This window comes from Bradyrhizobium ingae, assembly GCF_055791185.1.
Genome location: NZ_JBVUBB010000001.1, coordinates 498212 through 512407, shown reverse-complemented (window position 1 = coordinate 512407; position 14196 = coordinate 498212). Strand labels below are relative to the sequence as shown.

General features: G+C 60.0%; 12 protein-coding genes. All 12 read right to left on the bottom strand.

Annotated features, from left to right (window positions below; all coding sequences use genetic code 11):
- Window positions 1-32: 32 nt before the first annotated feature.
- Entirely contained in the window at window positions 33-1166 is a 1134-nt protein-coding gene (locus ACV1FX_RS02375) for a WD40 repeat domain-containing protein (protein ID WP_473115910.1), read from the bottom strand.
- 8 nt (window positions 1167-1174) lie between these two features.
- A complete protein-coding gene (locus ACV1FX_RS02370) occupies window positions 1175-1501 on the bottom strand; it encodes a hypothetical protein (RefSeq protein WP_473115909.1) in 327 nt (108 codons plus the stop codon).
- Window positions 1498-1944 carry a hypothetical protein gene (locus tag ACV1FX_RS02365; protein WP_473115908.1) on the bottom strand — a complete coding sequence of 149 codons (447 nt, stop codon included), beginning with the start codon at window positions 1942-1944 and terminating at the stop codon, window positions 1498-1500. The genes ACV1FX_RS02370 and ACV1FX_RS02365 overlap by 4 nt, the downstream gene beginning before the upstream one ends.
- A 14-nt stretch (window positions 1945-1958) precedes the next feature.
- Window positions 1959-3995, bottom strand: coding sequence for a sigma-54-dependent Fis family transcriptional regulator (locus tag ACV1FX_RS02360; RefSeq protein ID WP_473115907.1), 2037 nt, complete (start codon window positions 3993-3995; stop codon window positions 1959-1961).
- 123 nt (window positions 3996-4118) lie between these two features.
- Window positions 4119-4613: a hypothetical protein gene (locus ACV1FX_RS02355; RefSeq protein ID WP_473115906.1), complete on the bottom strand. Its 495-nt coding sequence runs from the start codon at window positions 4611-4613 to the stop codon at window positions 4119-4121.
- Window positions 4614-4732: 119 nt separating this feature from the next.
- Window positions 4733-6364, bottom strand: coding sequence for a chaperonin GroEL (groEL, locus tag ACV1FX_RS02350; RefSeq protein ID WP_473115905.1), 1632 nt, complete (start codon window positions 6362-6364; stop codon window positions 4733-4735).
- 101 nt (window positions 6365-6465) lie between these two features.
- Window positions 6466-7305 carry a metal-sulfur cluster assembly factor gene (locus tag ACV1FX_RS02345; RefSeq protein WP_473115904.1) on the bottom strand — a complete coding sequence of 280 codons (840 nt, stop codon included), beginning with the start codon at window positions 7303-7305 and terminating at the stop codon, window positions 6466-6468.
- A 6-nt stretch (window positions 7306-7311) separates the two neighbouring features.
- Window positions 7312-8334: an amidohydrolase family protein gene (locus ACV1FX_RS02340; protein ID WP_473115903.1), complete on the bottom strand. Its 1023-nt coding sequence runs from the start codon at window positions 8332-8334 to the stop codon at window positions 7312-7314.
- Window positions 8335-8453: 119 nt separating this feature from the next.
- Window positions 8454-8825 carry an MmoB/DmpM family protein gene (locus ACV1FX_RS02335; RefSeq protein WP_473115902.1) on the bottom strand — a complete coding sequence of 124 codons (372 nt, stop codon included), beginning with the start codon at window positions 8823-8825 and terminating at the stop codon, window positions 8454-8456.
- Window positions 8826-8831: 6 nt separating this feature from the next.
- Entirely contained in the window at window positions 8832-9902 is a 1071-nt protein-coding gene (locus ACV1FX_RS02330; RefSeq protein ID WP_473115901.1) for an aromatic/alkene monooxygenase hydroxylase subunit beta, read from the bottom strand.
- A gap of 56 nt (window positions 9903-9958) precedes the next feature.
- The gene (locus tag ACV1FX_RS02325) at window positions 9959-10999 is read right to left on the bottom strand and encodes a 2Fe-2S iron-sulfur cluster-binding protein (protein ID WP_473115900.1); all 1041 of its coding nucleotides are present in this window, start codon (window positions 10997-10999) and stop codon (window positions 9959-9961) included.
- A gap of 84 nt (window positions 11000-11083) precedes the next feature.
- Entirely contained in the window at window positions 11084-12754 is a 1671-nt protein-coding gene (locus tag ACV1FX_RS02320; protein ID WP_473115899.1) for an aromatic/alkene/methane monooxygenase hydroxylase/oxygenase subunit alpha, read from the bottom strand.
- Window positions 12755-14196 lie beyond the last annotated feature (1442 nt).

Below are 14196 nucleotides of genomic sequence, written 5' to 3'. Positions count from 1 at the left end.
ATTTCTCCTCGCGATTTCGCTTCGTCCGTATTTCATACTCGAACGGGAAGCTGTTTGAAGACATGCGGCGGGAACGTCACGATCGCTGCCTCGCCCTCACTCGTTCCGAGCGCCAGATGTTGGCCGTCGTTGGACCAACGCAGCCCGTGAACGGCGCCTCCGCCTGGCCGCCTAACGACCAATTCGTCGGATCGTCCAACCTTAGCGACAACGATCAAGCCGTCTGTATAACCTGTCGCGACCAATCTACTCTGCGGATGAAAATCCACGGCCTCAACGGGCACGAACCGAGCGCGGCCGGTGGCGAGGTTCGTCGGTTGCCCGCCGTGGTCGTCAAGCCTAGACACGTCCCATGCAATGGTCCGATAGGCTCCGCTTGTGGCAAGGATACGGGAGTCCGCGCTCCACGAAAGAGATGCAACGGCTGCGGGATATGCCGGGATGCGGATGATTTTCGCGTCCGCAAGGCGCATCAAGACAACGCCCGCTCCTGTCACTGATGCAGCCAGCCAGCTCCCATCGGGACTCCACGCCAACGCAGAGACGGATCCCAACTCGAACGAAGCGACTGGCTCCGGCCGTGGCCCAAGCGTTCGAACAAATAGATGATCGTCGGCCCCGATCGCGAAGCTGCGACCATCCGATGATGCCGCCATCGCCGAGGCAGGCCCACCAACCCGCTCCTGCAGCCAGACGACCTCGCCATTGCCATCGTAAAATAGGATCGCCCTTCCGGAAGCAGTTAGAATACCGCCGCCCGCGACGGGGGCAATGAAATCGACGGGCGCCGCGTTGTTCGATATTGCCCGTGTGACGCCAGACGCCGAAATGCAAAGCAAGCGGCCGTGGTCACTGGTTACGAATTCCGATGCCCCAATCGGAGAGAGAGGGAGCGGGCCGTCGCTAATGATCACTTTCGTCAACGGCGGGACTGGTTTTTGTCGGGGTGAAATCGTCGTCCGCCCCATATCCAATTCCACGCGACAGCGATCTTGCGGCGGCTCGATGTCGTTCAGAGGAGCTATCGCAACAGCACCATCGGCGAGAGCAAACGCGACAGATCGTCCCGCGGGATCGAAGGCGGTATTCGTGACGCCCGCGCCTACCGTCCAGTGCCGCCCAAGCAAGTCATAGAGCGTCGGGGCCTCTGCTTCCATCGTATCCATCGGTCGCCTCACGGTTCGTGATCGTCATAACTACTATCGGCAATGCACCTATCTAGTTCTTCAAGGCGCAGCTCCAGTGCGGCGCAATGGGCGTCGCATTCTGCCATTTCGGCAGTTGCCTTTCTTAAGCGCTCGCAAGCGTCCTCGAGGGGCCTGGCAAGGTCACGCGAGCAGCCGGAGGCCGCAATCTCCTGCTCTATACGCTGAATATCGAGCTCGGCGCCGCCGCCAAGCTGACGGTTGAGCAGATTGCGCGAATGAGCGGCCGATATCGCCTGAACGACCTGCAGCCGCTGGGCCAGCATTTCGACAACAGTCAGGGAAGCGGCTGTCATGCATCAGTCTCGATCTGGACCAGGATCCGATGCAGGCCACCCACGCCCGATAGAAAGTGGTGTTGCGCATCATTGATGTGCGATGCCAACGAATCCCATAGGTCAACCCTCAGCAACCGCGATGGATCGCCGGCCATGGTCTCGAGCGCCTGCAAACCGAACTGGTGCCGTAGACCGATGCCCTGCAGAACGAAATCGCTCAACTCGCGCGCATGGGTTTCGATGAAAGGACGCAATAGCGGATGCTCACCATAGCTGATGCCGCGCTTCGCGAGTTCGGTCTCGATGAACACTACGAAATGCCGTACTAGCAGATTTTGGCTTTCGCCAACCAGGTGCACCATGAACGTTACGTCGCGGTCCGCACGCGACAGGATCTGCGAAGCGAGCGCCGCAGCGGCAGTCTCCTCTCCTCCATTTTGCCCGTTCCAGACCGTCGCCATGCCGGATTGCGTCCTCAACTTCGCGAACGGTATTGGTGCAATTTCCGATACAGCGTGGCACGAGAAAGTCCCAGCTTCTCCGCGGCGACGGCAATGTTGCCGCCGGCGTTGGCGACGGCCCTCTCGATGGCGCGACGCTCCACTTCATCGAAGCGGTCGACCTCGTCTCTTTCCGGCGTTGGGCCATGCCCCGTCGATAAGAGCATCGAGGGTGGTTGAACCGCTTCGACGAAATCCTCCGGCAAGTCCCTGGGCGTCACCACTCCGGTGAGCGTCATTAGCACGAGATTCTCAACGAGATTGCGCAGTTCGCGAACGTTCCCGGGCCAACTATAGCGCCGCAATAACTCCATTGCGGCCGCCTCGAACCGCAGAGGCTGTGTGCTATAGGTGTCCGCAAATTGTCGGCTGAAGTGGTCGATCAGTATCTCAACATCACCGAGCCGCTCCCGAAGCGGTGGAATAGTGATCCTGACGACACCGATCCGAAAATACAGGTCTTTGCGAAAACGTCCCTCCGCCACTTCCTGCTTCAGATTCCGATTCGTGGACGCCACGAGCCGGACGTCTACGGGGCGAGGCTTGTTGTCGCCGAGCCGGTATACCGCTCGTTCTTCCAGCACGCGGAGCAAGTATGGTTGCAGATCTAGCGGCATCTCACCGATTTCGTCGAGGCTGAGCACGCCGCCATTGGCAAATTCAAACCTGCCGGGCTTCCCTTCGCGAGTGGCGCCCGTATAAGCGCCCGGGGCATGCCCGAACAATTCGCCGCCGAGAAGCTCCTTCGAGACCGCGCCGCAATTGAACGCGACGAAGGGCTCCTTACCGGTCTTCTGGCCCCCGGCGTGAACGAGACGGGCAAACAATTCTTTGCCAACTCCGGTCTCGCCCTCGAGCAAAATTGCCGTCCGACCGAGCGCCGCCCGCTCGACTTTCTCGACCGCTTGCGTGAGTGCTTGGCTACATCCGACAATCGCTTCCTTGGCCGACGTGAGCGCTGCGCGCGCTATCGGTGAAACTTGGGTGCTGGCAGAATTTATTCGGGGCCTCGCCGCAAGCACGAGCATCGCTCCCTGGACAGCACCATCGACCAGCAGCGGCTCAATCCGTTGTTCACGCAGTCCCTCGGGCAGGCCATTGGTCAAATCTTTAGCCAAACGACCATCGTGGCTCGGAAGTATCCGATTTCCGATGTTCAGGTCGCCCGACTCCACGATCCGTTGCCAGCGAACCCGAGCCATGTCGTTGTGGTGGATGACGCGACCGAAACGATCGAGGATCACCACACCGTCAGCGCTGCCCATTCCCGGCATTCGAGAAATGCTGGCCTCGAGAAGCCGTATTCTTTCAAGCCGGATCTTTTCCGAGAGCGCAAGCTCGATGTGATTGGCCGCGATCACCGCTAGTGCAACGTTGTGGCGGTGAAAGATCGCCTGTGGTCCAGAAAAATCAATGATACCGATGATGCTGCTGTCGATCGGGCTGCGAATGGGACTGCCGACACAAGTCCAAGCTTTGATACCCTCGGAAAAGTGCTCGGCAGCGTGGACGTGAACCGGTTTTCCCGTAACGAGTGCCGTGCCTATCCCGTTGGTGCCGGTGATCGTCTCACCCCAGGCGGCGCCGACTTCAAGGCGGATATCGTGCCCTGCGTCGATTGTCCGCTGATCACCACCGACGTCGAGGACGACACCGTTCCTATCGGTGATAACCAACATCGTCGCGGCGTCGCCGAGCACTTCCGCGACACGACGGAATGTCTGAGCGCTCGAGCCAAGCAGGTCATCATTCTTCAGACGCAATTCATACAGGTCGTCCGGCGAAGCGACGAGATTGCTGCCTTTGCAATGAGCATCGACTCCTGAATGCACACTCCGCTGCCACGACTCCTCGATAACGCTCCGCACCAGTGCGTTCTCACGGTTGGCCTGTCCAAAGGTGAGAAAATTCTCCCAAGCCTTGTTGGTTTCCCGCTCGTCGTATGGCCGCCCTTGATCCGCGTCCGAAGTGTCGGCCGGAACCCCCTCCATGGAAAACGGCGGCTTAGCCATTAGCGTTTCCGTTAGCATTGGAACACCGCGCTCCGCTTGGCAAAAGGCTCCCCAATCAGCAGAGATAACGGGGGCCAGGCTCTATTTGTCGGCCGCGATCTGCTGGGCCTCGGCCCGAGAGAATCATTCGATTTCTTTAGCAATCGCGTTCAGCCCGAGGCGGTCTGCGATGATCTGTTCGAGCTGCTGCTCGGCAGCCTCGTTGGGCACTTTTGCCCCCTCAAGGTCGGCGAGGACTTTGTGGGACTCATCATCAAGCGGGTCGAAAATCCCGTTCTCGCGGGTCGCCAGAGCGAAGTGTCGCGATTCAGCCCTTCCGCGCAGTTCACCCAAAAAATGGAGTTGTCGCCCCGACGCCAGATCAGCGATTACGACTCGTCCGTTTAGGCTAATCCGCACGTAGGGCTCCCTCTCCCTGGGACGGCTGGGCGGTGTCGACCAAAGCTTCCCCGATGGCTGGGGCTGCGGAGGTGGCGTCCGGTTGCGCAGCTCCTGCCAGCGCCCGCCAGTCAAATGATTGGCGATGGCGTCAATCCCGGTGCGGTTTTTCTGAATGAAATCCTTGGCCGCCACCTCTTCACGGTACGGACCATCCCGCTTGGAAATGATATGGACCACGTTTCCTTCCCTCCTTCTTTGCCTGGACGGGTGACCGTAAAGGCTTATAGGCCGCCTCCTTCGGGTCGCATCCACACTTGCAAGATTGTAGCTCAATCTAAATCGTTGTCATCGTCCAATCATGCGCGTCCGAGCTTCTCTGCTCCACCGCCCAAGGCCGGTCCCTGAGTTGGATCGATGTACTCGGGCACGTCGGCCACGAGGGTATTCGTGGTCAGCACGAGCGTGGCGACGGAAGCCGCGTTTCGAAGCGCAGTGTAGGTGACCCGAACGGGGTCGACGATGCCGGCCGATACCATGTCGATGAAGTTTCCGTTGGCAGCGTCAAACCCTACTCCTGCCGGCGCGCTCTGTAAGTCGGCTACGACCCTTTCAGCGTCGTGCCCTGCGTTCCGCGCAATGAAAGCGGCCGGGCGGGACAATGTCTGGCGTACCAATTTGATGCCTTCGCCGAGGTCGCCGTTGATGTTGCCCAGTGTGCGGGCCACCATCGGCGCACATTGCGCCAGGGCAGTTCCGCCGCCCGGCACAATGCCCTCGTCGGCTGCGGCACGCGCTGCACTGAGCGCATCGTCGATCAGTTGGATCGTCCGCTTCTGCTCAACGGGTGTGACGCCGCCGGCAAAGATCACCGCTGTCCCGCCCGAGAGCTTCGCCAGCCGTTCCTTGAGTTTGTCCTGCTCGATATTGGGTGGCGCCAGATCGTGCTGCTTGGCGACCTGCTGGCGCCGCGCTGCAATCGCCGCATCGTCGCCACCGCCGCGAATGATCACCGTCTCCCGGGCACTGGCCCGAACCTGCCGCGCGGTGCCGAGATCGGTGAGCCCAGCCTCTTCCAGCCTGCCGCCAAGGTCGCGGGCGATCACCCGTCCGCCGGTGATGATGGCGAGGTCGTCCATCATCGCCTTGCGCCAGTGGCCATAGTCGGGCGGATTGACCACCAGGATCTTGCCGCGGTTACCGTCGCCAAGGAGCGTCACGACGACCTCGGGCGCGATCTCCTCGGCAACGATAACAAGAGGTCGCCCGGTCGCGGCAACGGTGGCACGCACTGACGACAACTCGCCCGGCGCCCTGATCTTGAGATCGGTCAGGAGAATGTAGGGCTGGTCCAGCACTACCTCCATCTTCTCGACGTCCGTCACCATGTGGTGGGAGATGTAGCCGCGATCGAACGACATGCCCTCGACGACCTCGAGCGTCGTCGTGGTCGTCAATCCGTAATCGGAGCTGATGATGCCGTCCTTACCGACGCGCTCTACCGCCTCGGCGATAAGGCCGCCCAGATGGGCGTCGGTCGATGCGATCGTCGCCACCGCCTGCAACGTCTTTCGGTCTGACACCGCGATTGCCGAGCTCTTTAGCGCCTCAACCACTACCTCGACGGCGCGTTCTATGCCCTTGCAGAGATCCACCGCCTTGGCGCCGCGCTCCAGGGCCGCAACGCCACCCTGAATGAGACCGTTTGCGAGCACCATCGCTGTCGTCGTGCCATCGCCGGCGACCGCGTTGGTCTGCATCGAGACCTCACGCACCACCTGCGCCCCCATATTCTCGAACCGGTCGGGCAATTCGATCTCGGAGGCGATGGTGACGCCGTCGCGCGAGACGATCGGCGTACCGATCGGCCTGTCGACCATGGCGTTCATGCCCTTTGGGCCGAGCGTCGATTCGACGGCAGCGGCAAGCTTCTCGACTCCCCGCGCAAGAGCGCGGCGGGCCTCTTTGTCGTGCAGCAGGACTTTCGGCATTGGGTTTCCCTCCGAGGCAGTCGTCTCTTGTTGATCTACTCAGGCGGACTTGCTGCCCGCTCTCGTTTTTGGCACTCGCAGGTGCCGCGATAAACGCGGCCTTACGCGGGCGGAGCGCTGTGTCCCTCGCCGCTCCCGGGCGGTCCGATGGACCGCACGGCACAGCCACTGCCGCAGCCTCCGCAGGGCTGAGCCGTCCGGTCCGCACCGCCTCCATCGAACTCGCGATAGCGAACGGCAAGAAGGCCCCGGCACAGTGAGCTGTTGAACTCCATATTGATGCGCACCCCACGCAACCGCTGGAGATATGAGGCCAGATCGTGACGTTTGATGGCTCGCCCCTCGTAAGTGACGAACACACGGTCCCCAGGGAGACGAGCCAGGTCTCGTTCGACCAGAAGCTCGCGATAGCGCAGCTTCTGGCGCGCAACCTCCTCCGAGGCGAACTCAACCTCGTCGTAAAGGCCCAGACTCATCCGGCAGATCGCCGGATCCTCGTAACCTAGCCCCCGTAACGCCAGGATCATGACCTCCTGGCGCCGCTCGAATGCCTTGCGGCGGAACTTCTCCCTGAGATCCTCAAGCGACCCGCCAGACGCAAAGTCCTTAAGGGCGTCACCGAATGATTTGCCTTCCCTGACGCCACGGTTGATCTCCTCCGCGACCATGTGGTCCTGGAGCTGCGGCCGGGCCTCACGAACCCATGGCAGCGAAGAGACCGCCCGACGCATGTCGTCCGCCATGAGGAACGCGAAGTTTGCCGAGCACCAATACGTCGGCAGGCGAAAAACGATATCGACCCCTCCGATGTCGTCGACGGTAACGCTTTCGACAAAGCCAAGCTCCGTCACCGACTCATCCAGCTCTGGGTCGGTGACCAATGCGAGACGCTTCCACACCTCGCTGGCCTTCAGGTCATGCTCCTCGACCGACGCGCTCATGGGCCGTCATCCCGCCGCGCTTGCGTAGTCGGTTTTCGCCAGTTTGGCCTTTTGCGCCTCGACGTCCACGCCGTAGAGGCGCGCGGCGTTGAGGCCGAGAATCTTCTTCTTTGCCTGCGGGGTGAGATCGACGCCGTGCTCCTGCTTGAGATCTTCTGGAAGCTCGAAGTTCCAGAACTTCTCGACCAGCCATCGCGGCGTCCAGATGGCGTAATCGCTGCCGAACAGGATTTTGTCCTCGCCGACCCAGAACAGCAGCTCGCTGATCACTTCGGCGAAGTAACGCGGACGCCCATGTATGAACGGCAACGCGACGGCCAGACCGCCATAAACGTTGGTCTCCTGCGTAGCGATCCAGCAGAAATCGTCCAGGCGCGGCAGGCCGCAATGCTCGATGATGAAATTCAGGCCCTGGAAATCGGTGGCCGCATGGTCGACGTCGTGAACATCGAACGCGTCCTTGTCCAGCGGAATGATGGTGGGCCCCTTGTGGACGTGGATATTGGTGATGCCGAGCTTCTGGCAGAGCTCGAAGCAGCGATAGGCGTTTGGATCGGTCAGCTTCCAGCCACGCGAATCGCCCTTCCACTCGGCAGTGTAGAGCTTGACGCCCTTGATGCCGAACGTCTCCTTCATGTAGTGAATGTACTCAAGCGCCCGCTCACCGTCGCGTGGGTCGAAAGCGCCGTTGACGATGAACCGGTCCTTGTACTTCTTCGCCATTTCGGCGTTGCGGTCGATGGTGTTGAAACCGTTCTTGTAGAATTCCGTAAGGTAGGTCGACTGCACGATGGCCATATCGTCCGGACCGTCGACGAACAAATCGCGATACATCTGTTCCGCGCTGTACTTCTCGAACTGTTCCTTGGGCCAGAGTTTGTCCTTCGGGCTCAGCGACGTGTGGTAGGCGTAGAAGCAATCAATGAACTGCTTTCCGTGAATGTTGAGCTGGTTCGCCGGACTGCCATCCCAGAAATGGGTATGACCATCGATGACGAACACTTCCTCGCCGGTCGGGGTTTTGAACATGACAATCTCTCCAAGTTTTCTGCGTGTTTGTCGATAAATCCGTCACCGACGGTGCGGGAAAGTGGCGGAGCCGCGATCCGAGGAAAGCGGCTCCTCCTAGTCACGAGGGAGGCCTCAGTTCACTCGATGTATTCGAAGACCTCGTCCATGTTGCCGAACAGAGTCACAGTGTTGTCGTCAATGCGCACCATTCGGCCGTAATGCGTCGAGGTGTTCACTTCGAAGATCTCGGCCGTCATCTCCTTGCCGAGAATTTCGCTGATTTCGTCCATCTTGAAGATCAGCTTGCCCTCACCGTCGATGCGGATCAGGGCCGGCTGGTAGGTCACGGTCACGCTGGGCTTCTTGCCCATGAACTCGGCGATGGCGCGCGCCTCCACGCTGTCGTTCATCGTGACACCACACTGATGCGAGATCGTTTGTTCGAAACGAAGATCTCCCATCTTCTGAAAGATGTTCTGGTTGGTCGCAGACCTGGAAGCAACGGACATTGCAATTTACTCCTTGGGAAGGGTGAGGCCGAGTTCGCCGAGAATCTTCTTGATGCGTTCGACCGACTGCGCGCGCGCGTCGGCGTACTGCGCCGGCTTCGAATGCGGCTGCGACCAGATCGGTTGCAGGCCTGCGGCCGCCTTGTTGGCGAGGGCCACATGCTTGTTGACCCAACCCTGGAACAGCTTCTTGTTGTGTGCTGCGTGCTGATTGTCGGTGACCAGCAGATGTACCAGGTCGATCGTGTTCGCGAGATTGCGCTCATAGTCGGCCTCGGCCGCCGAAATCACCGGCGGCGTGATGAAGTCGCCGTTCGACGAGGCCACCTGCATCAAGAAGCCGCTACGGAACAGTTCGCCGACGAGCGGCTCGAACACGATATTGGTGGCAAAATACTGCTCGAGATAGTCGGCCGATCCCATGATCGACTCGATCGCTTCCCGGGTACCTTGCCAGCCCTTGTCGTCGAGCCAGGTGCGCTTGCCCGCCGCATCGTCGAAGCCGGGAATGTCCATTCCGATCTCGGCGAGATAGAGCGTGATATCCTGAGCCAGGCGCAGCTTGTACGACGAGTTCGTCAGCGTCGCGTTGTTGATCATCTGTGTGTAGCCGTAGCGCTGTGCCTGCATCAGCGACGTGCCGAGCCCGAACTCGACGTGCTTCCACGCGCCGAGGTGGGTTTGGAGAATCTTGACCCAGGCCTTGTCGAAGGACTTCGGGGCGCCGGACTTGCGACCATTGGCGATGACCGCCTGGACCATCGCCTCGATCTTGGATTGGCGCTGATAGTGGGTTCGCTCCCACTCCTGGTCCGGAGCACGGAAGGCATGCCAATTCGAGCTCAGGGCGGCCGTGTTGTCCTTGGTGTAAGCCCCCTTCCCGTTCGGGAAAGAAATGATCCAGTCTTGCAGCAGATAGCGCTCCGGATCCGGCTGCACGTCGACGGTCACGTCCTCGTAGTGCGTGGCTCGCTTGCTACGTGGCTCGAAATACCGGTACCTGCGGCTGTCCGAATCAGGAAATATTGCAGCACCGGCGGCGCCGGATCCTACTGAAACGCTTGGAACGGCAGTCATAGTCTCTCTCCTCCCATTGGTGGCTTTACGCTCGCTAGGTCGTCACTCAGAACATCTCAGTTGGTGGCCGGCGTGAACTTGTCGAAGAAGACGCGCTCCGATTCGACATCGTTCATCTGCAAAACTGGTGTCAGCGCCTCGATCATCGGCGATGGCCCGCAGGCATAGACGTCAACGTCATCGCCATAACCCGAGCTGCGCAGGTGTGCTCCGACCGCCTCGTGCACGAAGCCTTTTTCGCCTTGCCAAGTCGCGTCGTCCGCCGAATGAGAAAGGACCGGCACGAACGTGAACTCCGGGTGCTTCTCTGACAGTTCGGCGAAGCGATCGAGATAAAACAGGTCCTTTTGCGTGCGGGCCCCATAAAAGAAATGGACGGGGCGTACCTCTCCAGAGTTGAGGTGATCGTGCAGGATCGACCACAGCGGCGACATTCCCGAGCCGCCGCCAACCAAGATCATGGCTCCGGTTTTGTTCTCTCGTCTGAAGCAGGTGCCGTAAGGTCCCTTGATCCCGACCTCGGTTCCGATGGCGAGGTCTCCGTCGAGCCGGGAGGAGAACCGTCCGTTCGGGTACTTTTTGATGATGAATGCGAGTTTTTGGCCTTCGCCCGGCGAATTTGCCATGGAAAACGAGCGCGTAATCGTCTCTGCCCCCGCGAGCGTGATGTCGACATATTGACCCGCCCAGAACTTCAGAGGTTGCTCCAGCGAGATCTCGAGGTACCTGATATCGTGGGTCAGCGCCGAGACGCCCGTCACTGAGCCCGTGAAATCCCTGACCGGGATTGATTTCGACAGCACCTCCTCGTCATAGTTGAGGAGCTCCACTTCGAGATCCGAGTAGGCCAGCGTCCGACACAGCAGAATGTAGTCCTGGCCTCGCTCCATCTCATTGAGGGCGAACGTCGAGTATTTCTTCAGCTCGATATCACCGTCGGTAAGCACGCATTTGCAGGCCGAGCATTGTCCCTCCTTGCAGCCGTGCGGCAGCGCGATTCCCTGGCGGAACGCCGCGTCGAGAACCGTCTCGTTCTCCTCGACTTCGAACTCTATGCCTACGGGTTGCAGACGAACGATATTGGTAGGCGCGCCCATACGGGCCTCCTCAAGCGTGGCTTGCGATTCTTTCGGGGATTGTTCGGGGAAGGAGCCGGCTGAAGCCGGCTCCTTCCGACGCGTTTAATTGCAGGGATTGATGGTGAATCCCTTGCGATAGTCGGCGAGATGCTTTTCGCGATCGGCCGGGCTCATCTCCCGCAAGATGGTCAGCGGGCTCTTGAGAATGTGGCCACGGACATCGTCGAGCGTCCACATTTCCTTCTCGTCGAAGCGCAGGTGCGGCTGGGCGACCAGGGTCTTGCCGTCCGTGCGCACGAAGCCGAGGTCCTTGATCGCGTCGGCGAGATCGACATTGTGGTAGACGCTTTCCCACTCGCGACGGCCGCTGAACCGCCCCATCGCCGGGGTCGGACGTCCCTGATACTCGCCGGCGAAGGCTTCGACAGCCGTCCAGCGATCGAGCTCGTGGGCGAAGGTGTACAGCTTGCCGTCGATTTCGCCGGTGACCATGTCCTCACGGATCAGGCAAGGCACCAGGCACGACCAGCAACGATGCGGATAGACGTAGCCGACATCGCTGTTGAACAGGATGTTGGTCTGGCCACGATGTGACAGCTTCTCGTACCACTTCCAGAACTCGCCGAACTGGGCATACCAACCCGGATACTTATGCTCGAACCACTCGAAGTCCCTGTCGGTCTGCGCCTCGATGCGCCAGAAGTTCGCCGACCAGCCGACCGCGAAGAACTGGGCGACCTTGTGGACGTAGTGTTTCTCAGTCAGTCGCTTCCAGGCGGTCTGGACGTCGTCGTGATGGATCTTGATGCCGTACTTTTCGAGCGGCAGCATGTAGGTGCGATAATAGTCCTCGAAGATCCAGCGGTGCCACATCTCCGCATAGGATTCCTTGGTCTTGTCGCGATTGGTGGTGCCGTACTCAATGAAAGTTCCGATCGCGGCATCGACGATGGCGTGGTTCTGCCAGAAGGCATACCGCATGTCGCGCTCGAGCAGCAGGTGGTTTTCCGGCTCCTTCAGCATCGACATGAGCATCGAGTGGCCGTTGCCGATGTGGCGGCTTTCGTCCGACTGCACCGAGAGGAAGACGGTCGGAAGCGCGTAGTCGCCGTTACGGGCCGCTTCCGACGGCATTGCGACGAACAGCGTGTTGGTGAACGCCGTCTCGGCGACCACGGTCAGGTAGACGTTCGCCGACGTGATCGCGTCACCGGTGATGAAGCCTTCGCCGAACTGGCGGCCGATGGTGGTGGCGTAGCACTTGCCGAACGCCTCCTCTGTGATGTCGAACCCGGCCGGGTCGATGTAGTTCTCCATGTACCATTTCTTCAGATTCATCTGGATCGTCGAGTGACGGAACTCGTCGACCATCTGCATCGTGAAGCCGGTGCGGAGATCTTCGCCGGGAGCCAGGCGGCCGACCATCGCCATCGAACGCGCCGCAGAGATTTCGGGGAACGGGATGATCGCCAGGAACAGCTTCATCCACTCGACCCAACGAGGCTCGACGTTGCGGAACATGTCGCCGCGAAGTGCCGCGTCAAGCGCGCCATAGACGCGGTTGTCTTTCTCCTCCTGCATAGGGAAGTAGGACCGAAGGACCTGCTTCATCGGGTCCTTCGGCGCCTTGGTGATCTTGTAATCCGTGGGGAAGGTCATCGCCTCTTGGACGTAGGACGGATTCCAGCCGAGGTCCGCAATCTTCTTTGCAGCCTCGCCGACGGAAATGCCGCGCTGGGCGGTGATCTTGTTGAGTGTTAAAGTTCCAGACATCTCGTCTATCCTCCTGATCGGGTCAGAAACCACTTCGATATTTCGCCCGCCCGGGACCTCGACGGACCGAGCAGCGCTCACCCGTGCGTTACGGGCCACCTCGCGGTCGTTCGCACGACCGGACGTTCAATATCGGCAAGGGTCTTGGGATGACTGTGAGGCGCTCGAAGGATGACAGTAGCGATCCTTGAACCAGCGGTCCTCCGATCGCAGCGGTGACATCCCGCACAAAGTGCCCCTCGTCTAAACGTCCCCTTCCCTCGTTCTTTTCGCGGCTCGCCCAGACGGACCAGTCGGCGTTGTTGTCTTCACAAGCATTGCAATGGGCGTGCCAGTGCGTCCGAGGGCCTTTCCGCACGATTTATAACTGGCTAAGCGCGGAAACTTGCGAAAGACGCAGCCGTCGTTGGCGTCGGCCAAGGATCTGGCGAGGAGCAAATTGCGACGAGAATTGCAAATTGAGATTCTCATCGAGTTGAGACATCGATCTTGCAGCGCATGATTTGCATCGCAACATCAACATGCTGACCAAACGACAACGACGTGTCCTGCTGTTAATCGATATCGAACGCTTGGGATGCTTGCTCCCAGCCGGCTCTATTCTCGCCTATCCGAACTAGCGATATTCATCCGTGGCAACGTAGCGCTTTGACTCCCCAGCTCTCGCGATCCAGCGATCGCAGTACAGAGCGTAACAATCATGATCGCAGAACGGCAGCCCAGTATTGAATTCTCTAAGATAGCTTGCCTGAATTGGCTCACAGCAGAGCATACAGAAGGTCTTTAGCCACGGCGTCCTGCCGTTCACCAGAATAAACCTCATGCGCGGCATCCCGATACAAAGCATTGCAATCCCACCTTCCGCTCGTTGAACGGCCACGCGGCTCGCAAACGGCGTAGCCACCTGTGGTCGGCCTACGTGCGCGATCAGAACCGGTCGCCTTTTGGAGCAAACGACATTCGCCAACAGTAGTAGCAGACAGGCCCAAACCTTCCGCCGCAAATGGCGTAGCTACTCGCGTGAACAGAATTCCTGGAGCCCTCCATTCTGGCCTCCTCTCGGCATCACGCGAATGGTCCGACTGCGTTTCCTCGTCGGCGCGACCCCTCGTATATTGCGGCTTCGGTCATTGTGATTGCACGCCATGTCTCACGGCGGATACGATCGCCGGACGCTCGAGAACTCGCCTCTGCGTACCTCAAGGCGAGGCGCCCAGTCTTGGCCGTGTCGGCGCGCTTCGTCGGCTTGTACTTACTCAGACGGCGTGCAACGGTCGTGCCAGATCGTTCGATGGCTGCTTTTAGATAGGTCACATGAACAGATAGGAAGGCGGACTCGATCGGACTGGTGTCGCTGGCATCGATCCGAGACCGGCCGAGTTGCAAATTGCGACAACGACGCAAATTGAGACTCGATGCGGCACTGCGTTCGGTTCGGCTGC

Coding starts and splice junctions, on each gene's coding strand:
- ACV1FX_RS02375 (WP_473115910.1), bottom strand. CDS start 1,166: ATGGATACGATGGAAGCAGAGGCCCCGACGCTCTATGACTTGCTTGGG.
- ACV1FX_RS02370 (WP_473115909.1), bottom strand. CDS start 1,501: ATGACAGCCGCTTCCCTGACTGTTGTCGAAATGCTGGCCCAGCGGCTG.
- ACV1FX_RS02365 (WP_473115908.1), bottom strand. CDS start 1,944: ATGGCGACGGTCTGGAACGGGCAAAATGGAGGAGAGGAGACTGCCGCT.
- ACV1FX_RS02360 (WP_473115907.1), bottom strand. CDS start 3,995: ATGGCTAAGCCGCCGTTTTCCATGGAGGGGGTTCCGGCCGACACTTCG.
- groEL (WP_473115905.1), bottom strand. CDS start 6,364: ATGCCGAAAGTCCTGCTGCACGACAAAGAGGCCCGCCGCGCTCTTGCG.
- ACV1FX_RS02345 (WP_473115904.1), bottom strand. CDS start 7,305: ATGAGCGCGTCGGTCGAGGAGCATGACCTGAAGGCCAGCGAGGTGTGG.
- ACV1FX_RS02340 (WP_473115903.1), bottom strand. CDS start 8,334: ATGTTCAAAACCCCGACCGGCGAGGAAGTGTTCGTCATCGATGGTCAT.
- ACV1FX_RS02335 (WP_473115902.1), bottom strand. CDS start 8,825: ATGTCCGTTGCTTCCAGGTCTGCGACCAACCAGAACATCTTTCAGAAG.
- ACV1FX_RS02330 (WP_473115901.1), bottom strand. CDS start 9,902: ATGACTGCCGTTCCAAGCGTTTCAGTAGGATCCGGCGCCGCCGGTGCT.
- ACV1FX_RS02325 (WP_473115900.1), bottom strand. CDS start 10,999: ATGGGCGCGCCTACCAATATCGTTCGTCTGCAACCCGTAGGCATAGAG.
- ACV1FX_RS02320 (WP_473115899.1), bottom strand. CDS start 12,754: ATGTCTGGAACTTTAACACTCAACAAGATCACCGCCCAGCGCGGCATT.